Below are 23,084 nucleotides of genomic sequence, written 5' to 3' on the forward strand. Positions count from 1 at the left end.
TCTGAGGACAGGGCCCCCTTCTTATTCCAATAGATATTAGGAGGTCTTGTATGAAGAAAAAATGGTTATCTGGGGCGCTGGTCGCGAGTCTTCTTGCAACATGTATGCCATTTGGTGGTGTCGAGGCCGCTTCTTTGGAAGCGCTTCCTGCCTTTCCGGGTGCGGAAGGCGGCGGCAAATATGTAACCGGCGGAAGAGCTCAACCTGTGTATGAAGTGACGACGTTGGCTGATTATGGTATCAAGGAAACTCCGATCCCCGGCTCCTTCCGCGATGCGGTAAGTCAAAGTAATCGGACCATTGTTTTTCGAGTGGGGGGAACCATCCATCTGAAGGAATCCCTCAAGATTACCGGCTCAAATCTGACGATTGCCGGGCAAACGGCTCCAGGTGACGGAATTACAATTGCCGACTACACAACCTCTGTTGAAGCTGACAATATTATTATGCGCTATATGCGTTTCCGGTTAGGCGACCGGGTAGCTAGTGAAGATGATGCTTTTGGATCAAGGTACCATAAGGATCTCATTATCGATCATAGCTCATTCAGCTGGTCGGTGGATGAAGTGGTCAGTCTGTATGACAACGAGAATACTACCGTACAATGGTCGATATCCGCTGAAAGTATGCTGATGACGACTCACCAGAAGGGACGTCACGGCTACGGAGGAATCTGGGGTGGCAAAAATGCCAGTTTCCTTCACAATCTGATTGCTCATAGCACCAGCCGCAACCCCCGTTTGCCGACGGTGACCAAATTGGTGGACCTGACGGAAATGTCTAATAACGTTATCTATAACTGGGGATTCGCTTCGACCTATGGTGGGGGAGCAGAAGATTATCGATATAATATCACTAACAATTATTATAAAAATGGTCCAAACACCTACACCAGTGTAAAAAATCAATTGTTTGGGGAAGTGTCTCCAGAAACCCGGTTGTTTATAGATGGGAACATCATGGATGGTAATCCGAAGGTTACCGAAGACAACTGGAAGGGTGTGCAAAAGTATTCGAATATCTCTAAGCTTGCGGAGCCGGCAAAGATGCCTAACCCCTATACGGCAGTGTCGGCGGAGGAAGCCTACGCAAATGTAATGGCTGATGCTGGTGCCACTTTGCCAAGACGTGATGCTTACGATGCGCGTGTCATTAATGATGTGAAGAATCGCACTGGACAGCATATTAATTCACCTATTGAAATAGGCGGTTACCCAGACTATACAGAGACAGCTTCCAATGTAATCGACATGGATCATGACGGTATGGATGATAGCTGGGAGATTGCTAATGGACTAGATCCTACCGATCCTGAGGATGGCAAGAAGTCGACGTTATCTTCGGAGGGATATACAAATTTAGAAGTGTATCTGAATGATCTCATTGTGTTAGGGAAATCAGGGAATGAGCATACGGACAATCCTGTAACCGCTATCAATTATCCTGTGAATAACCAAATCATAGAGTCAGGCAGCGAGGTGAATGTTACAGCTTCTGCCAGTGATAGCGATGGTATTGCTAAGGTGGAATTTATCGTTAATGGTGTGAAGCAAGACGAAGCTACCACAGCACCTTATAGTTTCAATTGGAACAATGTGCAGGATGGTACCTATTATCTTGTTGTTCAGGCTATAGACAATAAAGGGCTTAAGACACAATCCGATAACGTAGCTATACATGTCAACACCTCTGGATCCGTTCTTCCGTGGACTTCAGTGGATGTTGGTGGTCCAGGGATAGCGGGAGTGACTACACTTCATCCAGATAGCGGGAAAATTACGCTCAAATCGGCTGGACTTATCGGAGCTACATCGGAGAGCGAAACTGCTGTTGATAACTTTCAGTTTGCTTATCAAACCCTGACAGGCAATGGTGAAATTATTGCTAGAATCGACTCCGTAACGGGAACTGATGATTATGCCAAAGCAGGTGTCATGATTCGTGATGATCTCAATGACAATTCTAAAATGACGATGCTGGCAATCCCTTATGTCAAATATGGCAAGAAGGGAGTTATGATTACCCGCTCCACCACAGGAGCCAAGGTGGTAAAAACAGAACCGGACAGTTTCATCAATACACCTTATTGGGTGAAGCTGGTTCGTCTTGGTAACGAAGTGACAGGTCTGGTATCGCCGGATAAAGTAACATGGAGCAAGGTAGGCACGGTGAAGCTTGACCTGAATGATACGGTTTATTTTGGTCTTGCAGCCGATGCTGCTAAGGTAGATAACGAGGTTAATCGTTATAATGCGTCTGTCTTCAGTGAGGTGGAGCTGAAACCGCTTAGTGATCAGTTTCCTGCCGCACCCCGTGGACTTACAGCCACAGCCGGTGAAGAGAAAGTGAAGTTGAATTGGGAGGACGTTGCTTCTGCCAAGTCGTATAGTGTTAAACGTAGCGAGGTTTCCGGCGGTCCCTACAAAACGATTAATACTGAAATTAAAGATAGCTTGTATACTGATTCCGGACTCAGCTCCGGAAAAACTTATTATTACGTGGTCAGCGCGGTGAATGAGCTTGGTGAAAGCTTTGATTCCGATGAGGCCAGCGCTACAGCTGAAGGTGAAGCAGGTAATGTCTATTATGTGGATGAAGACTTCGAGCAGGTTGCCGTAGGTGTGACACCAGAGTATTATGATGTAACTCCAAATCCACAGACTGAAATTCAAAAGGTTATTGTATCTCCCACACCGTCTGACAGTAAAGGGAATACGTCAGATCAAGTGTTGAATGTGTTCGATGGTGCGAACGGCAGCGTGCAGTTTATCCGTAAATTTGCGCCAATTACAGGTGCACTGGTTATTGACACTGACTTTATGTTTGCGACAGAATCGGGAACCTCGGTGTTCCTGCAGGCCCAGAGTACAGATGGAAGCAAAACGGCATTCTCCATTGAGAGCAGAAAGCCAACGCTTCCTGAAGCTACAGGTAAATATACGCTAACCATGAGCAGGGGGAGCAGCCAGTATCATCAACTGATGAGCTCTTATTCCCTAAAACAATGGTACAACCTGAAGCTAAAGGTGGATGTGAACAACGATAAAGTGGATGTATATATCGATGATCAGCCTGCTGGCTCTTTTCCGTTCACAACCACGAATTTCGCCAGCTACGGCATTGGGCGTATCTTGTCCAAGACACCGGGCGGCGGCTCAGGAAATTATTACTTAGACAATTTAAAGATCTATGTTGAGCCCATTGAAACACCGCTTGGACTGACTGGGCTTCCAGGAAACCAAGCAGCCCAGCTATCATGGCCTGCTCTTGAAGGCGCAACTTCCTACAATGTTAAGAGAAGTCTTAAGAGCGGGGGGCCTTATGAGACTATTGCCAATGCTATTACAGAGACATCATATATTGATAATGAAGTTACCAACGAAACTACCTATTATTATGTTATCTCGGCGACGGCGCCCACTGGTGAATCGGGAAATTCCAATGAAATTAGTATTACCCCATCCGCTTTGGCGGTGAAATTGCCTGCGCCAGAATCGTTTGCGGCTGTAAGTCGGAATGCACAACTGGATCTCAGTTGGAAAGCTGTGGAGAATGCAGCCAGCTACAGCATCAAGAAGTGGAATGAGACTTCAGGTAGCTATGAACTCGTGGCAAAAGAAATCACCGGCACAACTTACCGCGTCGGAGGTTTGGCCAACGGGCAAACCTACCGTTACGTCGTAGCTGCAACAAATGTGGCCGGGGAGGGAAAAGAATCAGCGCCTGTTGAAGCTACTCCGGAATCTCCTTTGGGAACACCTGTCGTTTCCACGGAAGCTGGTGACAGTGTAATGAAACTAAGCTGGCCAGCGATTGAGGAGGCGAGCCAGTACATTGTCAAACGTGCCTCATCGGCGAATGGTCCTTATGAAGTGCTCGGGTCTGATTTATCAGACACAAGCTTTACTGATGCTGGGCTCGTAAACGGAACACCGTATTATTACAAAGTCAAAGCAATAAGCGGTACCCGTAGTAGTCTAGATTCAGCTGCTACCCCAGCGGTTCCATACAAGAATTCCGGCCAGCCGCAGGCTCCACAAGGAGTTAGCGTTGAGCCTGGCAACACTGATATCCATCTGACTTGGAATGTAGCTGATGGAGCTAGCAGCTATCAAATTCTACGCTCGGAGAGCGGTGGCAGCTATGCGGTCGTGGCCGACGGCATCGAAGCAACAGATTATACCGATAAAGGCTTGAGCAACGGGACTGCCTATCAATATGCGGTAATCGCCATCGGTGATAAGGGTGCCAGTCTTCCATCCGAGATGGTCAAGGGAATTCCAGCTCCTGTCATTATTGTTGCTCAGAATGGGACAGGAGATTATAAAACGATTAATGACGCTATTCAAGCAGCACCTGATAATAGTGCCCTAACCACGATTATTAAAGTGAAGAACGGCACGTATAAGGAGAAGGTGCTTGTACCTTCTAGTAAGATGAATATTAGTATCATCGGTGAGAGCCGGGAAGGTACCGTACTTATTAACGGTGACTCCGCGAAAACCATTGGCTCAGATGGTAAAGAAATGGGCACCAGCGGCAGCTATACATTAAAGGTTGCGGCAACTGATTTCACACTGGAGAACATGACGGTTGAGAACAGTGCTGGGCGGGATGCCGGTCAGGCAGTCGCTTTATATGCTGAAGGAGACCGGGGAGTGTACAGAAATGTTAAACTTCTTGGATATCAGGATACCCTGTTCGCAGACAAGGGAAGAGCTTATTTCGTCGATAGCCATATTGAAGGTACAGTGGACTTTATCTTTGGTAATTCCGCTGCTGTATTCGAGAATAATGTGATTCAAAGTGCGGGTGCTGGCTATGTTACTGCGCCTTCCACGGCAACGGGTAAGCCTGGTTATGTGTTCATCAATAATCGACTAACTGCCAGTGAGGGCGTTGCTGCTGGAACCGTTGATTTGGGCCGGCCATGGAGAGAATATGGCAGCTCTACCTTCATTAACACGGAGATGGGAGCTCATATTCGTGCTACTGGCTGGCATGAATGGTATGAAGGTCGTTCCAAAACTGCACGGTTCTCTGAGTTTTTAAGTTACGGAGAGGGTGCTAATGCAGCTTCACGTTACAGCTGGTCCAAACAATTAACAGCAGAAGAGGCAGCTGCCTATACGATTGAAGCTGTGCTTGGTGGAAGTGATGGCTGGAATCCACAGCAATCCAAGATCTTAGTGGGTCAAGAGCAGATACCTGCGGTACATGTCTCTTCAATTACTGTAACGGGTAAAGATGGAATTAGCAGCATTGAGTCGAAGGGCGGTGCCTTGCAGCTGCAAGCCTCTGTGCTTCCAGAGAATGCGACGAATCCTAAAGTTATCTGGACGGTAACTGAAGCAGATGGGATAACCTCTACGGATAAAGCGGTTATTAATGAGAAGGGCTTGCTGACAGCTAGAAAGAACGGTAGCGTACAAGTAACTGCGCGAGCTCTAGATGGAAGTGGAGTATCCGGAAGCCTAGAGATTAATATCAGCGGACAAGATGAGATTGCCCGTAATCTGCCCGCTGCAACGCTGAACGGACCGGTCACAGTGGTGGCAGGACAGGATTTCACTTACCGTGTAGGGCTTACAAATGTTACTACCTCCGTCTACAAGGAAGTGTATGCTGTAGACTTTACCATGGCATATGACGTATCTGGTGTGGAATTCATATCCGCTCAGACCTTGCCAGACGGATTCAGCATCACTCATATTAATGAGGACAGTCCAGGTCTAATAACAGTTAGTGTAGCTGGAACGGAGGCAGGAAATATCCTGACCGATGATGCGGAATTCTTAGAAATCATCTTCAAAGCGAAGAAGACAAACCGTGAAATCGCCGTGCCGCTTGGATTTATTTCTTTCCGAGGATCCAACACAGATGTTGATTTTGACATCCTGCATGAGGCACAATCGGTTGTTCATGTCATTCCTATATCCGTCATGGAGATAAAAGTCTCCTCCAAAGATAATGTGAGCGAAATCAAGTCAGGGCAAACCCTGCAAATGGCAGCTGTAATCCTGCCGGACCATGCATCCGATCCAGCAGTGACCTGGTCAGTAGTGAATGAGGATGGATCAGCTACTGAGCGAGCAACTATTACGGATACCGGCTTGCTCACTGCAATTGCAGCAGGCAAAGTAACGGTGAGAGCGACAGCTAAAGATGACTCCGGTGTTGTAGGTACGATGTCCATTGAGATTAAGGCAGAATCGCAGGTTTCAGAATCGGGCGGTACTTCATCTTCAACGACAGTCAAACCAGTGAAACAACCGGAACCAACTGTGAACGCAGATGGAGTTACTCTTTCCGTGACAGCGGATGTGAATGGTAAAGCTATTGCAGAGGTATCCTCGACGATTCTGCAACAAGCAATTGGCTCAATGCAGAATGGAGTATTGAGAATCACAGTGAAGCCATCCTCTGCCAGCTCGGTGGTTGAACTGACCTTGCCAGCTCGTGAGTTGGCTGGAGCGGGAGCAAAAGCAATTCAACTTTTGGAAATAGACATGGGATTGTCTACGTTCCGAATAAATGCTGACCTGCTTCTTGCGATGGCAGGATCTGACGCCGCAAGCGTTAAGCTTGTAGTTGGCAAAGTTGACGCGAATACACTGTCGCTTCAGACGGATGTCGGGGATATTTATGAGTTTAAGTTCTTTGTTGATGGCAAACAGTTTGACAGCTTTGGGCGTGGACTGAAGGTTGAACGGGATTACAAACCAAAGACAACTTCAGGTGTAGAACAAATAGTAGCCTACCAAATCCGTGAAGACGGGACTGTAGAGGTGGTTAGAAACTCCCAGTTTAATCCTACAACTGGCAAGATCATCTTCAGACCAGACAATTCCAGCAGATTCGCAGTAGGATATGCGGAAAATTCCTTTAAGGATATCGCTGGACTAGGCTGGGCACAAAATAGCATTCAAGCCCTTGCCGCCAGAGACATTCTGAATGGCACCGGAGATCATAACTTCGGGCCACAGCTGAATGTAACTCGGGCACAGTTCCTAAAGATGCTGATGCTTGCATTAGAGCTAGAGGAAGGTAATGCGGCAAGTACATTTAAGGATGTTTCGCTGGAGGCTTGGTACTACAGCTCCGTTGCTGCTGCTCAGCAGCTAGGAATTATTCAGGGCAGATCCGATGGAACCTTCGGTGCTAATGAAACGATTAGCCGTGAGGAAATGGCGTTGATGGCTTATCGTGCAGCACAACTCGCTAAACTTACGGTCGTGGGAGTGGACCAGCCAGTGAGTTTCAATGATGCCGCTGACGTTTCATCCTACGCTCGTGAGGCTGTACAATTCATGAGCGGAGCAAAGATTATTCAAGGTGTAGGCAAAGATAACTTTGCACCTAAAGCCAATACAACTCGTGCTCAGGCAGCTGTTATTGTCTATCGATTGTTCCAGCTAAATCCTTAAATTTCAAGTTGACACCCTGTGTGATTTATCATATTATGATTGGAGTTGTTACAAGTAAATAAACCAAACTCTATCCAGTGGATGGAGTGGCGGAATTTTGTCAAAGATGTATTCTTTGGTTTCAATCGCCCCTTGTCATTTCGATGACAAGGGGCTTTATTATGTTAATGAGCTTGCTCAAGAGAAAGGGAAGAGGTTTACGATGAATATGAAGTTATTCAAATATGCTTTACTAGTTTTTTTAGGTGCTTGTAGTTATGGCTCACTCTCTACGATCGTCAAGCTTGGAATGAACGATGGCTTTAGAATGAAACAATTGGTAGGATCACAATACTTTTTTGGATGGTGTATGCTGCTCTTGCTGGTCTTATTATTTTCCCGAAAGAAATTAGGGCTAAAAACAGGCGGGAAATTATTAGCCGCTGGGATCACCATCAGTTTAACTGGCATATTTTATGGCTTCGCCGTTGAACAATTGCCTGCTTCGATTGCGATTGTACTGTTATTCCAATTTACTTGGATCGGTGTAATTCTGGAGGCGGTTGTAGATCGAAAACTTCCTAGTCGGGAAAAAGTGATTTCGATGGTTATCCTTCTAATTGGTACGGTATTAGCGGGGGGCATCCTTGAGCCGAGTGTAGGTGGAATCACGACCACTGGTGTGGTTTTTGGCTTAATGTCAGCCGTGTCGTTTGCCTTCTATATTTTTGTGAGTGGAAGAGTAGCTACGCAGGTACCTGCCGTTAATAAAAGCTTGTATATGACCACTAGTGCAATGGTTATTATTATGACTGTTTTTTCTCCTTCGTTTTTATATGACGGTGCGATTAGCGATGGGCTTTGGAAATACGGCCTACCTCTAGGTTTGTTGGGCATCGTAATTCCAGTTCTGTTCTTTTCGATCGGGGTTCCGAAGCTGGGTTCAGGTCTAGGCGCGATTTTAGGGGCAGCGGAGTTACCGGCAGCTGTAGTAGCCTCCGTGTTAGTTCTGCAAGAAGAGGTATCATTACTTCGCTGGATCGGGATTATCGTAGTTCTGATCGGGATCGCAGCTCCACAAATCCTACCGATGGGGACAGGGAATAAGTCATCCAAACCATCACCAAAACAATCACTCCGTAAGGTAGAACTTTAATCGGCAAACTGGCATCGATGGTATGATCTGATCCTGAGAGGATTAGATTATCTATCGGTGTTTTTTTTGTGGAAAAAAAGATTGGTGTTAATTTTTCTGGTATCGATAATGGATGTCTAATATATAGTGGTTCTATTCTTAACTAAATGGAGATGACCACTTATGAACAGTAAAAACTATGACTATTTTAAAACGCTGCATGATCAAAAAAATCCACTGATCCTGTACAACTGCTGGGATGTAGCCTCAGCTAAAGCAATAGAGCAAGCTGGATCAAAGGCGGTAGCAACTAGCAGCTATTCCATGGCGGAAGCGTGGGGATATTCGGACGGTGAACAGCTTACATTTGAGCTTATGCTTTGGATGATATCAAGGATTGCAGAACGAGTAGCGGTTCCATTGACCGTAGACATCGAAGGTGGATATGCTGTAGATGAGGATACTTTAGCGCATAACATGGAGCAGTTATTTCAATTAGACATCTGTGGTATCAATTTTGAAGATCAGATTGTAAATCATCCTAACAATGAACTATGGGAGACCAGCGAACAAAGCCGTAGGATCAAAACCATACAACAAGTAGCCTCCAAACTGCAAAAGCGTGTGTTTATTAACGCTAGAACGGATATTTTTTTCAAGGATAAGGAACATTCGATGGATCTAGTGAATCAAGCTATAGAACGTACCTATGCTTATGCTGACGCTGGAGCGGATGGGATTTTTATACCGGGGCTCGCTGATCCAAGCTTGATTGAACAATTTGTCAAAAAATCGCCACTGCCTGTGAATATCATGGTTATGGACGGTATGCTTTCAAATCATGAATTGCAAAAAATTGGCGTGAAACGGATTAGCTATGGCCCGCGTAGTTTCTTTCAGGCACAACATAATCTTCAGGAAAATGCCCGGCAAACGCTTGACGCCTCAGGACTTTATTTAGAAATGAGCTAACCATACTATGATAACTAATGAGCAGGATATCAATAAATATTATAAGATGCTGGTCGAGAAAAACTCGAATTATGAGGGCGTATTTTTTGTAGGAGTGAAGACAACGGGGATCATGTGTAGGCCAACTTGTCCCGCTAAAAAGCCATTAAAAGAAAATTGTGAGTTTTTTGCTACAGCCAAGGAAGCCTTATTAGCATCATATAGACCATGTAAAAGGTGTCAGCCGTTATCCAATCCAACAAAAATGTCTCCTGAAGTAAAGCTGCTTGTAGAAGCTATTGAGAGCAATCCGGAACGAAAATGGACAGATAAAGATTTTGATGAGCTGTCTATTAGTGCAAACACGGCACGCCGCCAATTTAAGAAACAATTCGGGATGACCTTTATCGAATATGCACGTTCTAGACGTTTAGGACTGGCATTCAAACATATTAGGAATGGGGATTCAATCATTAACGCACAACTGGAAAGCGGGTACGATTCGAGCAATGGGTTTAGGGATGCCTTTTCACGAACGATGGGGACTGTCCCGAATCATTCCAAGCAGATTAAAGTGCTGTACTGTACTTGGATAGAAACGATATTGGGTTCCATGCTGGCCATCTCCAATGAAGAGAGTCTTTTACTGCTGGAATTTGTGGATCGCAAGGGTCTTGAAAATGAAATCAAAAGATTACGCACTCGCTTAAATGCAACTATATTACCTGAAAAGGTAGCCGTCCTTCACCAAATTGAGGAGGAATTGAAGCTGTATTTCACAGGTGAACTTACGGAATTTACAACGCCGGTTCGTTATCTGGGCTCAGACTTTCAGCAAAAGGTGTGGAATGAACTCCGGAAAATACCTCTGGGACAGACAGCTTCTTATAAGGAGCTTGCAGAGAAAATCAATAATCCCTCTGCTTGCCGCGCTGTAGCAAGGGCGAATGGTACCAATCAACTCTCAATCTTGGTTCCATGTCATCGAGTGATAAACAGCAATGGTGAATTGGGTGGTTATGGAGGCGGGCTTGCCAGAAAAGAATGGTTAATCAAACATGAGTCTAACCGCTCCTTAAATCAGAATAATTTCATTTAAACTACTTCTCTCTATTACGTAGAATGTGATGGATCCCCTTACTTCAAGGCAGGAGATTCATCACTTTCTGTACTTAAATACTGAACTAACATGTCCACAAATCGGTTAGCAATTTGAATATCCTGAAGTTCGTTTTTGAAATCGTCTTTGGAAATCAGGCTCATTTTCTGTAATAAACCCATCATAGACGTGAAGATGAAATGAGCAGTGGATAAGGGTTCTGTATCAAATTTTAACGATCCATCTTTAACTCCGGCCTCCAGAGCATCCATTAAGAAATGTCGTTCTTTTCCCCGCATCACAAAATCTTTGTACTTTTCTTTGAGTTCTTTACTGTAATCATAGGCTTCAAAATGCAAATCGAATAGAAGAATGAATTTGATGTAACCTGGGTGTTGCCGGGCATAATCAATCCAAGCATTAAGCATCGAAGCAAGCATTTGCTTACCATTCATTTCAATTGAAGAAGGTGCGCTTCTAACAAATTGCGTCATGCTCTCCAGAATTTCCATCTGGACCTCAAAAATCAGTTCGTTCATGGACTGGAAATGCTTATAAAAGGTAACCCGGCTTACACCAGCCACGTCGCAGACATCCTTAATATTAACTTTGAGAAAGCTTTGCTTCATAAAAAGATCCTTCGCCGCAGCAATTAATTCTTCCCGGTTTTTGTTTTTTAAATTCTGGTGCCAGTTCTCAGTCATGGGCGACACTCCTTTCTTGCTCTTTTTTTGGTTTTTGTAAGGTGATGAAAAAGGCAGATGCCAGGATAATTGCCCCAAAAATATAGGGAATATTAATATGTTTGTCAAACATCAATCCCGCTAAAATGGGTCCAAGTATGTTTCCTATACTGGTGTACGTTGTATTTAATCCGGCAGCATATCCTTGCCGATCGCCAGCTGAATTGGCAATCAATGTACTTACTGTGGGGCGCAAAAAAGCATTAAAAGCAAAAAATAAACCTGATACAACTAATAAATAACCTAAATTGATCTTGAATATCATCAACAATAAGGTTATAGCGGTCATCACCAATGATATACGTATAAGCTTTATCTCGCCAAGTCTCTTAATCAGATGATCAAGCAGCCAGATCTGCACAATAATGCCTATAATAGCACCAACCGTAATAATGATTGAGATTTTCGTTGCATCAAAACCGTATTTTTGTTCCACAAAAAGGGCGTACACCGTTTCATAATTCATCAGACCAAATGTCATGATCAGAATGAGCAGAAGATAGCGGAAATAGGACGTCCGGAATGAATTTACGATTTGATTACGAATGGATTCCCGAGGGTCCTGTTTGTTAACGGATTTCCGTTTTTCCTTTGGTAGTGTCTCTGGCATATAAAAACAAAGTATCGTAGCGATAAGCCCAAGTCCACCCGCAAAAAAATAAGGCACCCGTATGCCAAACCCAGCGATAATCCCGCCTAACCCTGGACCAAGTACCATACCCAAATTCATGGAAGCCCCCAAGTACCCCATACCTTTTGCACGGGTTTCATGGGTGGTGATATCAGCGACATAGGCCATATTGGAAGGGACCATGATTCCGATACCTATACCCCCAATAAATCTAGCGATGTAAAGTAGGGGCAATGTCGTAGATACAGCAAATATCAGATCTGTAAGGACGGTTAAAAACATTCCGGAAATGATCATTGATTTTCGGCCCCATTTATCCGAAAGCTGTCCCCCTATAGGTGAAAAAATAAACTGTGCTGCTCCAAAAGCCGCAATAAGATATCCGGCGGCAGCCCCTGACGCATTAAACAGTTTCAGATATTCAGGTAGAATGGGAATGACCATACCTTGCCCCAATAAAGCGATAAATAGATTCAACATTAGAATGAAAAGTGGAAATCTAGCAGACTTAGATAAGCTGCTCATATCTTAGCCCTCCCATAATATTTACACTGTGTAATCCTTTACTCAATGTAAATCATAATAATGGATTGTTGGGCCCTTGTAAAGGTGTGTCTGAAATTTAGGATACGCTGTTTTTAGTATGTTTTTTCAAGTAAAAAAAGTACTGTTTTAAACAAAAGAAGGAAAATTTATGAATTCACATCATTATCCAAGTATGATAGCATGATCTATATATTTTGGTGTAAAGCGCGGGCTTATCTTAATAAGATTGGAGCGAACATCATGCTTAAGGTTCTGATCGTGGACGATGAACCCTGGGTTCTAGAGGGGCTAAGGACGATGATCGACTGGGAAAAATATGGTTATGAAGTTTGCGGTGAAGCTCAAAACGGCACGGATGCGATGAGGCTTATCCAGGAGAATAAACCGGAACTGGTTCTCACGGATATTAATATGCCTGTAATTAACGGTCTTGAGCTTATTACAAAGTTGAATGAGGTGATGGAGAAACCTCCTAAATTTGTGATTTTGTCTGGATATGATGATTTCAAGTATGCACGTACGGCATTGCGCCAGCGGGTAAATGAATATTTATTAAAACCCATTGATGATGAAGAAATAGAGGCTTTATTAAGCAGGATCACTCCAATAATCCAAAATGAAATCGCTTCCAATGAGGAGTTTGATAAAAAGCAATTTTTTATCGTAAATAATATCATCAATCGCCTGATCCAAGGGGAGTATAACGAAAATTTAGAGCTTCTAACCCGAAACACCTTGAAGCTTCAAGCGGATGCAGAGGTAATGTGTATTCTTATTGAACCGGCCTCCTCTATGAATCCATACCAGCCGCAGATAAGCGATTATTTTTCCAAGGAAAATTTCTGCTTCTTTCAAGACGGATCGGGAAGAGCGGGGATCATTCTTCAGTCTGCTTCTATCGGGAATGAGAGCCTGGAGTCTATCGTCAACCAGATGTATTCGGATCTCACTGAGCAATCACCGGAACCGGTTTTTCTAGCACTTAGCAGCAGAATGGTCGGGGTGAGCTCTATTCGAGAGATTTATAGGCAGGCACTTGAGGTATGGAAACGAAAAACGCACCAGCAGAAAAGAGGGGTCTTTTATTATAGTGAGCTTAGAAACCTGAAAAAGGAAGAACCTCATGAGGATCATTTCAGACAGCTGTTGCATAAGGTCCAAACGAATGATACGGAACAGATCCAGCCTTGTGTAAAAGAAGCGTTCACTGCTTTCGTCGAGAATCTGCTGACCCTTGAAGTTGTAAAAGCAAAAGTGGCCCATTTAGAGCTTACGATCTGTAGAATTATAGCTCAAATGAATGGAGACCCGGATACGATTATGATTAAGCTTCAGCAAGAATACGGAAATCTAGGTGAGCTTAGTGATTATTTTATATTAAGCCGTTATGTACAAAGTCTGTGTGAACGGGCTGCCGTCTATCTGTCTGAATTAGAGCAGCAGAATGAACGAAATACGATTTACAAGGTTATTCAGTATGTGGATCGTGAATTTCGGAATAAATTAAAGCTTCAGGATTTGGCACAACAATTTCATATTAATTCTACCTATTTGGGACAACTGTTCAGAAAGCAAACGGGTCAGGGCTTTAGTGAATACCTAAATGCCAAACGGATTGAAGAGGCGAAAAGTCTGCTGAAACGAACACAGCTAAAGATATCGGATATAGCGGTGCAGGTGGGATTCTCTAACACTGATTATTTTATAGATAAGTTTAAGCTGCTTGTAGGGGTAGTACCATCCGTGTATAAAAATGAGAATAAGAACCAACAGCTCTAGGGGAAGCAAGGTGTTTCATATGGAGAGAAAAAAATTCAGATTTAGAAAAGTAGTGAATGATATTCCCTTGAATTATAAATTTTCCCTTATTTATATCATAGGTGTTCTTCTCCCTATCATTATTATTAACCTTGTTTTTTTGGATCGGATTTCCGATCTGATCAAATCGAGAGAGCAGCAGAACCTGGAAATATCTTTAGAAAGAGCCCGAAAGGACATTCATGATTTCATTGAAGGTGGGGTAGCTGTCAGCTATACGCTTTCTGCCGATAAGAACCTGTATGAATTGCTTGAGCGGACGTATGGGAACTCTATTGAATTTTATGACACTTTTGATGAACAGCTGAGAGACCGCATGAACAGCTATATGCCGGTGAATAATCAGATTGAACGGATTACTGTATTTACGAACAATGATTCCATTGTTTCCGGCAGCAACTATCAGGTCATCAATGAAAAGGTAATGAATAGTGAATGGTATAAGCAGTCGAAGGCTGCGGATAAACATCTGTTTCTTGCCGCTTATCATATGAGTGATACCTCTAGTGTGATTTCTACAGCGCCTTATTTGAGTGTTATTGAGCGAATGGACGCTTACAGCTCATACAATAAGTTTGAAAAGCTGCTTAGAATTGATTTGGATCTCAGTAAAATATATGACGTGATTATCAGAGAAAAAGATTACTTGAGTCTTTATTTAGTTAACGAGCAGGACGAGATTATTATGTCTGCACAAAGCGGCTATCAAAGAGGCACCGCGGAACCTTATCCCGTGTTCAAGCTGCAGGATGATGAGCGCAAGGAGGACGTTCATATTGTACCCGTCGGCGGAGCTAGTTATATAAAGGGCTGGCGGATAATAGGAATTACACAAGGTGAGCGTATTACCCAAGCGATAATGGAGATTCGGATTTATGCAGGGATTCTGGCGTCCATTGTCACGCTAATCACCACCGCTTTTTTATATGTGATGTTAAGATCCTATAATTATCGGGTGAAACGGTTATCCAGACATATGCAGAAAGTATCCAATGAGAAATTTGAGCTGATTCGAATCGATGAAGGCCAGGATGAGATCGGGGGACTGATCCGTAATTTTAACAGGATGACCACTACCATTAATTCCTTGATCAATGATGTATATAAACTGGAGATTCAAAAAAATAATCTGGAGATGGAAAGAGTAAGAGCTGAACTGAATTTTCTGCAAAGCCAGATGAATCCGCATTTTCTGTTTAATACGTTAAATGCCATTTTGGTGGTCTGTACTAAAAATAATTATTCGGATGTTACAGATATTATTAAGAGTTTATCCAAATTACTTAGACGGCTGCTGAGCTGGAAAGAAGATCTCGTCACTCTGGAAGAAGAAATGACTTTCATCGAGATGTATTTAAAAATTGAAAAATTCCGGTTCCGGGATAAATTTGATTATCAATTTGAGATCGATGAGCAGTCGCTTCAATATAAGATTCCCAAGCTAAGCATGCAGCCGCTCGTTGAGAATTCCTGCAAACATGGTCTACAGGCCATAGAGGGACTTGGTGTGATAAAAGTGAAGACGTTAGTGGAGGAGGGACGCTTAAAAGTTACCGTCTCTGATAACGGTAAAGGGATAGAGCCAGAGAAGCTGCAAGAATTATTAGGTAATGTTCAAAATGAAGCGTCTTCGGGAACGAATATCGGAATCCGCAACGTGTACCGCCGATTAGAATTGTATTATGAAGATCAGGTCCGTTTTGATATCAGCAGCGTTCCGGATGAAGGGACCATTGTCACTTTTGATATTCCATTAAAACTCCTGGAACGGAAGAATAGCTAGAAAGTGAGGGACCCCCTATGAAATACAAAGTATTGTTGATCGATGATGAGCCTAGTGCGCTTGAAGCGATGCAGCTATGGATTGATTGGCAGGAGCTTGGCTTTGAGGTATGTGGAACCTCCAGCAATGGCAAAGAGGGGCTGGAGTTAATGAAACAGCTCGAACCAGATCTTGTAATTACGGATGTTAATATGCCGCTAATGAATGGGCTGGAGATGGTCGCAGCTTGGCAACGAGCTGAGATTAAGGAGATTAAGTTTGCCATACTAAGTGGTTATAGTGAGTTTGAATATGCCAAGACAGCTATACACTATGGAATTAATCATTATCTGATGAAGCCAGTGTTTCCAGAAGAAGCGGCAGAAGAATTACTGGAGATTTATCAGGAGCTGGAGCAGGAAGCTCAGAAGCGCAGTTTAAATCAAATAGCCTCCGCGGAGGAGGCTGTTTCTCTCCTGAAAGGAATACTGCATGAGAAAGCTGAGCAGTCGAATCAGGAGGTACTTAACCGATTATCGGAAGGGAAAAGCCATTGGAATATTTGTCTGATACAGACAGAGCCGGTTTTATATACAGAGATCAGAGAGCAAGCCTCAGCCCTCCTAACCGATAAAGATTCGATGTTTCTGATGGATCTGGAGAGTCATTGTTTTGGAATCGTATACGGATACCATTCATTGTCCACTGAGGGAGCTGTGATCGATCAGATCGCAACTCCCTTGCTGAATGAACACCCTAAACAAGCTTTGTATATTGCAGCTGGCGCTGGCGTAGGCTCCTTGCTTCAGATCGGGAACAGTTACCGAACGGCGAAAGAAGCATTAATGTATTATTTTTATTATCCTGAAAATGCAGAGGTCCTGAGTTATCAAGAGATTAAGGATAGTCCCTTCAGTTATCATTATGATCAAATTCAACTGATGGATGACTTGATAAGACCGATTAACACCCTGGACTCCGCAGGCTTTAGCCAAGCTGTGAACTCGGCAGCCCGCAGTTTCCGGGAACAGCGCATCGCTCCAGAGGTTGTGAAGAAAATTGTTATTCATATGATGTATAAGATTATTGAGTTTACCTCGGAAGCCAGTGAAGTTCATGAGTCCTCCTTATCTAATCAAATTAGAATCCCCGCGATGTTAGACTCAATGATCACCTTGACGGACTTAATGCGTAATTTGCTATTCTGCGGCGAGGCCAGTATTGATATCCTTCTTAAGGAACAAAACCTAAGATCACAGGGGATTGTTCAGGAGATTAACAATTATATTGAAGAGCATTTTCGCGAATGTCTTACCATTAAGAGACTATCAGAGGTATTTTTCCTGCACCCGGTATATCTGGGTCAATTATTGATCAAGAAGAACGGTATTAATTTCAATGAACAGCTGCATAACCTCCGAATAAAAGAGGCAGTACATTTACTTCAACAAAATAAGTTAAAAAATAGTGAAATCGCTGAGAAAGTGGGTTATGGCAATTATAGTCAGTTCCTCAAGCAATTTGAAAAAAAGCTGCATATGAGTCCTAACGAATTTAAAAACACTAATACCTAAACTTTTTGGGGGTACATCTTTAATTCTGGCGTATTTTCAGAAGATTATCACCTCTATAATTTAACTTGTAAGGGCTTACAACATTGTTACACCAACAAATATATGGAGGTGCTTTATGGGGGGCAAGTTAATATCCAAATGGAAACTTAGTCTGATTGCTGTGTTATCCCTAAGCTTTACCTTAGCAGGGTGCGGAGGAAATAACAGCAACAATACGACGGCTAAGGGGGAAGACAAACCAGCAGAAACAGCCACTTCAACTGCAGCAGGAACAGATTCTGATAAGATTGAACCTTTCGAAATTAGTATCTTTCTTGGAGAAGCAGGCCAGCAACCAACACCAGATAATAAAATTTATAAAATGATTAAAGAAAAAACAGGCGCCTCATTCAATTTCGAATTCTTGGCAGGAGATCTTAAACAGAAGCTTGGCGTTATGATTGCCGGTTCGGATTATCCAGATCTAATGAGTTCTAATACCCAACTGACGGCAGCAGGTGCATTTATTCCTCTCGAGGACTTGATTGAAGAACACGCTCCAAATTTGAAAGCGCATTACGCAGCTTACTGGAACATGATGAAGGATCCAAATGATGGACATATTTATACACTTCCAAACTATGGTGCGTATAACGGTGATGTGAATTCAACCTATTACTCTGGCCCAGCTTTCTGGATTCAGAAAGCTGTACTTAAAGATGCTGGCTATCCAGTGGTTAAAACTTTGGATGAGTATTTCGATCTTATCGTTAAGTATAAAGAGAAGAATCCAACCATTGATGGACAACCAACAGTTGGGTTTGAGATTCATAACAAAGACTGGAGAAACTGGGGATTGTTTAATGCTCCTCAGCATCTGATCGGGCATCCTAATGATGGCGGAGTAGTGGTTAATGATAACGTGGCAGAAGTCTTTGCGGATAAAGACTATGCTAAGCAGTACTACAAGAAGCTTAATGATATGAATGCATTGGGTATTATTGATAAAGAAGCATTTACAATGGATTATGACCAATATTTAGCTAAATTGTCCAGCGGAGCCGTTCTGGGAATGTTTGATCAGCACTGGAACTTTGGTAAAGCAGAAGATTCACTCAAGACACAAGAGAAAGATATGAGAACTTATGTAGGTCTGCCTCTTGTGTATGATACCAACACCAAAGATTATTATCTGGATCGCCCTGCGCTTAACTTGAATAATGGATTCGGGATCACTGTCAATGCTAAGGATCCAGTGAGAATCCTTAAACTGATGGACACATTGATTCAAGAAGATTGGCAAAGAACTCTCACTTGGGGTATTGAAGGCGAAGATTATATTGTGGAAAACGGCCGCTTTATGAGAACCCAAGAACAACGGGATAACGCAGTTGATGCTACATGGAAGCTGAGTAACAAAGCAGAAGCTTGGTATGCTACCGCTCCGAAAATGCAAGGGTACTTTGCAGACGGTAACTCAACGGATGCGGCAGCCCAACCAGAAGAATATAAGGCAGGATTGGAAGCGTTTGACAAGGAAGTCCTCGACGCATATGGATTCAACAGTTATGTAGATTTCTTCAGTAAGCCTGGACCGAATCCAGTAGCTTACCCTGCTTGGTCCATAGATCTTGTTGAAAACTCTCCAGCAAAAATTGCCGATACGAAGATGGGAGAAGTTAAAACCAAGTTCTTGCCAAAAGCAATCTTGGCTGGTCCTTCCGATTTCGATAAAGTTTGGGCTGAATTTGTTAAAGAACTTAATAAAGCGGATGTTAAAGCCTACGAAGACAGAATCAATGAACAGCTTAAATGGAGATTTGATACTTGGAGTGTTAAATAGTTAGAGCTTGCTTAAAAATCAGAAAGTGGTGGCTTATTAGCCAACCACTTTCTGAAATATATGGATGATGTGGGGAGAAAATATATGGATGAGATTTTAACGGGAAAAAAAGTTAACCGGCATCCTAAAAGAAAAAAGAAGCAACCGATTACTATGACCTTGATTAAGAATCAGAAACAGCTAATTTGGATGTCGGTTCCATTGCTGCTTTATATTATATTATTTGCTTATGTACCCGTCTGGGGATGGACCATGGCTTTTCAGGATTATAAACCAGCTAAGGCTTTTGGCGAACAAACGTGGGTTGGCTTGAAACACTTCAAGTTTCTATTTACGGACGATACCTTTTTAAGGGTACTGCGAAACACACTGGCTATGGGATTAATTAATTTCTTTCTAGGATTTATAACCGCGATAACATTGGCCTTACTTCTTAATGAAATCAAAAACGTATTTTGGAAAAGAACCGTGCAGACCATATCCTACTTGCCTCACTTCCTCTCTTGGATTATTGTAACAGGGATTGTAGGTGTCTCCCTCTCGGTTAACGACGGGATTATCAACATCGTACTCATGAAATTACATCTTATTGATTCACCGATTCTTTGGTTGAGTGAAGGGAAGTATTTCTGGGGTATTGTGGGTGCTTCAACCGTCTGGAAAGAGGTTGGATGGAGTACTATCATCTACTTGGCTGCTATTGCTTCTATAGATCCAGCTTTATATGAGGCTGCTGAGATTGATGGGGCTAACCGGTACAAAAAAATGTTCAATGTAACATTGCCGGGAATTAGACCAACCATTGTAATCCTGATGATAATGTCCATAGGACATGTACTGGATGTCGGATTTGAGGTTCCGTACTTATTAGGGAACGGGCTTACTGTAGACTGGTCGGATACGATTGATATATTTGTATTGAAATACGGGATTGGGCAAGGGAATTATTCCTTAGCCACTGCGGGTGGTATATTTAAAACAGTCGTAAGTGTAACGTTGCTGCTATTAGCTAACTGGACTTCGAAGCGGCTAGGGGAAGAGAGGCTGTTATAATCATGGAAAAAACTCAATTGATTCCTCAAAAATCTCCAAAAAGCAATGCTGGAAAACGGATGAGAAATTTGGGGTTCGAACCCGTAGTGTTCGGCACCTTCAATACTATATTTATGGTTTGTCTAGTTATTGTTACCTTGTATCCATTCCTGAATACTATAGCAGTCTCCTTTAATGCGGGGAATGATACCATCCGTGGCGGCATTTATCTATGGCCTAGAGAGTGGACCATACAAAACTACAAGGCAGTTTTTGCCTCTGGTACAATTATTCCTGCTTTTTGGATTTCGGTAGCACGAACAGTGATATCTACGATCCTGAATCTATTTTTGACCACAATGCTTGCTTATACTTTAAGCCGGAAAGAATATGTTTTCCGCAAACAGATTACCTTTATTTTCGTCCTAACCATGTATTTTAATGCGGGTCTGATTCCGAACTATTTCCTAATTAAGGATCTTCATTTGATTAATACGTTTTGGGTATATGTAATACCGACTATGATAAGTGCATTTAATATGATCGTCATCCGTACTTACATTGGCGGCTTGCATGAAAGTCTTATGGAATCCGCGAGAATCGACGGTGCAGGTGAATTCAAGATTTTCATGAAAGTAGTCTTCCCTTTGTGTAAACCTGTTCTTGCTACCATCGCCCTTTTTGTCGCGGTAGGTGCATGGAACGCATGGTTTGATGCTTTTATCTACACTTCTTCCCGCCAACACTTGAGTACATTGCAATATGAATTAATGAAACTAATATCATCTAGTATGAATGCGAACAGTAACGCAAGTGTAGCTAACGGGGCAGGGGTAACTGCAGAGTCAGCGGGGTCAATGGTTACTCCAAAGTCCATTCGTGCAGCCGTTACTATTGTTGCTTCGGTTCCAATTTTGCTAGTCTATCCATTCATGCAAAAGTATTTTGTAGTTGGAATGAACGTAGGAAGCGTGAAGGAATAAGGAGCTTGCAATCACTATTAAGTAATAGGAAGGTTGTCTGTTAAATTATGACCCCATCTTCAATCACATACACGAATCCGATACTTCCAGGCTTCTATCCTGATCCAAGTATCATCCGGGCAGGGGATGACTACTATTTAGTTTGCAGCTCCTTTGAGTATTTCCCTGGCGTACCTATTTTTCATAGTCAGGATTTGATTCACTGGACCCAAATAGGTCATGTGCTCAATCGTGTAAGTCAGCTGGATACACGTAAAAGCAAGAGCTCTGGAGGGATATTTGCCCCAACGATCCGGTATCATGAAGGAACGTTTTACATGATAACGACCGAAATACACGGGAAAGGGAATTTCTATGTTACGGCTACGGATCCTGCGGGTCCGTGGTCAGATCCGATTAGTATTCCTTATGGAGGAATTGACCCTTCTCTAATGTTTGATGAGGATGGAAAGGTTTATGTAACCACCCAGCAGGGGGCAGATTATGACTCCCATGCCATCCAATATGAGATAGATATTGCTACGGGAGCAGCGTTAACAGAACCTGTTGTCATCTGGACTGGGGATGGTGGACCTTGGACGGAAGGCCCCCATTTGTACAAAATAAATGGAATGTACTATATCATGACGGCTTCAGGAGGAACGGCAAAGGAACATCGGGAGATCATTGGCCGCAGCTCCTCTCCTTATGGACCATTTGAACGATTGCCGCATCCGATATTGACGCACAGCGGTACTGATAATCCCATTCAGTATTTAGGGCATGCCGATTTGATTGAGGATCGTAACGGGGATTGGTGGGCCGTATTCCTTGGAGTAAGACTAGTAGATGCAAAATTTACTGTGCTTGGAAGAGAGACTTTCCTTGCTCCCGTAAGCTGGACTGAAGACGGATGGCCGATGATCGATAATAATGAAGACACTGTCGGACTGGAAATGAAGGTTTCACGTGTACCTGGTCAATCACCAAAACCTGAGACTAGTGGAAGATATGATTTTGATGAACATGTATTGCCGCTGGGATTAGCCTTTCTGCGGAATCCGGCTGAGGGAAGCTGGTCCTTAAACGAACGGCAGGGATGGTTATCTCTTCGAGGACAACCGAAAGGTCTCAGTGAAGTAGGCCAAGTGGCTTTTGTAGGCAGAAGACAGCAGCATACTTCAGCAGAATGGAGCACACTGCTTGAAATGCCTTCATCTATTGCTGATGTGGAGGCTGGACTTTGCGCCAGATTAGATGAGAACGCTCATTATGAAATTGGACTTGTTCAAAAAAACGGCCAAAGAGTGATTACAGCTCATGTGACCATGGATGGAATAACCCATACAGCGGCAGAGATTCCAACTACTGCCGAGCGAATTTATTTGAAAGCTAAGGCTGAGCTTAACGAATACAGCTTCCTGTATTCTTTGGATGGGCAGGAGTGGAATAAGCTATCAACAGCGGCAGCTTATCCATTATCCCCCCAAGCCGTAAAAGGAAATGGATTTACGGGTGTTCTTATCGGCTTATATGCGACAGGTCATGGCAAGGTAGCTGAGGTGCCTGCCTACTTCGATTGGTTCGATTATCAGTCTTAATT

General features: G+C 43.2%; 13 protein-coding genes. 11 read left to right on the plus strand and 2 right to left on the minus strand.

What is annotated here, in order from left to right; genetic code table 11:
- Positions 1-50 precede the first annotated feature (50 nt).
- The 4 genes from NST45_RS01370 to NST45_RS01385 all read left to right on the plus strand — a co-directional run bounded on the left by NST45_RS01370 (position 51) and on the right by NST45_RS01385 (position 10,591).
- Positions 51-7,427, plus strand: a complete 7,377-nt coding sequence (locus NST45_RS01370; RefSeq protein ID WP_339824621.1) for a pectinesterase family protein — start codon at positions 51-53, stop codon at positions 7,425-7,427.
- Between the two features lie 208 nt (positions 7,428-7,635).
- Positions 7,636-8,562 (plus strand): DMT family transporter, encoded by a 927-nt coding sequence (locus tag NST45_RS01375; protein ID WP_339826086.1) that lies wholly within the window; start codon positions 7,636-7,638, stop codon positions 8,560-8,562.
- 162 nt (positions 8,563-8,724) lie between these two features.
- Entirely contained in the window at positions 8,725-9,513 is a 789-nt protein-coding gene (locus NST45_RS01380; protein ID WP_339824623.1) for an isocitrate lyase/phosphoenolpyruvate mutase family protein, read from the plus strand.
- 7 nt (positions 9,514-9,520) lie between these two features.
- The gene (locus NST45_RS01385) at positions 9,521-10,591 is read left to right on the plus strand and encodes a trifunctional transcriptional activator/DNA repair protein Ada/methylated-DNA--[protein]-cysteine S-methyltransferase (RefSeq protein ID WP_036685413.1); all 1,071 of its coding nucleotides are present in this window, start codon (positions 9,521-9,523) and stop codon (positions 10,589-10,591) included.
- A 38-nt stretch (positions 10,592-10,629) separates the two neighbouring features.
- On the opposite strand, the gene NST45_RS01390 is transcribed toward NST45_RS01385, so the two are convergent.
- Together NST45_RS01390 and NST45_RS01395 are read right to left on the minus strand one after the other, a co-directional pair.
- Positions 10,630-11,295 (minus strand): TetR/AcrR family transcriptional regulator, encoded by a 666-nt coding sequence (locus NST45_RS01390; protein ID WP_076141806.1) that lies wholly within the window; start codon positions 11,293-11,295, stop codon positions 10,630-10,632.
- On the minus strand, positions 11,288-12,490 hold the full coding sequence (locus NST45_RS01395) for an MFS transporter (protein ID WP_339824627.1): 1,203 nt from the start codon (positions 12,488-12,490) through the stop codon (positions 11,288-11,290). The genes NST45_RS01390 and NST45_RS01395 overlap by 8 nt, the downstream gene beginning before the upstream one ends.
- Before the next feature lie 261 nt (positions 12,491-12,751).
- On the opposite strand from NST45_RS01395, the gene NST45_RS01400 reads away from it, so the two are divergent.
- From NST45_RS01400 to NST45_RS01430, 7 genes are all read left to right on the plus strand, one after another.
- Positions 12,752-14,290, plus strand: a complete 1,539-nt coding sequence (locus NST45_RS01400) for a response regulator (protein ID WP_339824630.1) — start codon at positions 12,752-12,754, stop codon at positions 14,288-14,290.
- A gap of 19 nt (positions 14,291-14,309) precedes the next feature.
- The gene (locus NST45_RS01405; RefSeq protein WP_036685623.1) at positions 14,310-16,112 is read left to right on the plus strand and encodes a sensor histidine kinase; all 1,803 of its coding nucleotides are present in this window, start codon (positions 14,310-14,312) and stop codon (positions 16,110-16,112) included.
- A 17-nt stretch (positions 16,113-16,129) separates the two neighbouring features.
- Positions 16,130-17,665, plus strand: coding sequence for a response regulator (locus NST45_RS01410; protein ID WP_076104888.1), 1,536 nt, complete (start codon positions 16,130-16,132; stop codon positions 17,663-17,665).
- 115 nt (positions 17,666-17,780) lie between these two features.
- On the plus strand, positions 17,781-19,487 hold the full coding sequence (locus NST45_RS01415; RefSeq protein ID WP_339824633.1) for a sugar ABC transporter substrate-binding protein: 1,707 nt from the start codon (positions 17,781-17,783) through the stop codon (positions 19,485-19,487).
- Positions 19,488-19,571: 84 nt separating this feature from the next.
- Complete coding sequence (locus NST45_RS01420; RefSeq protein WP_076098803.1) at positions 19,572-20,540, plus strand: ABC transporter permease subunit; 969 nt, start codon at positions 19,572-19,574, stop codon at positions 20,538-20,540.
- Positions 20,541-20,599: 59 nt separating this feature from the next.
- Positions 20,600-21,502, plus strand: coding sequence for a carbohydrate ABC transporter permease (locus tag NST45_RS01425; protein ID WP_036685620.1), 903 nt, complete (start codon positions 20,600-20,602; stop codon positions 21,500-21,502).
- A 47-nt stretch (positions 21,503-21,549) separates the two neighbouring features.
- Positions 21,550-23,082 (plus strand): glycoside hydrolase family 43 protein, encoded by a 1,533-nt coding sequence (locus tag NST45_RS01430; protein ID WP_051491381.1) that lies wholly within the window; start codon positions 21,550-21,552, stop codon positions 23,080-23,082.
- Positions 23,083-23,084: the final 2 nt, after the last annotated feature.

This window comes from Paenibacillus sp. FSL R7-0163 (genome assembly GCF_037969975.1).
Classification (GTDB): Bacteria; Bacillota; Bacilli; order Paenibacillales; family Paenibacillaceae; genus Paenibacillus_AQ; species Paenibacillus_AQ odorifer.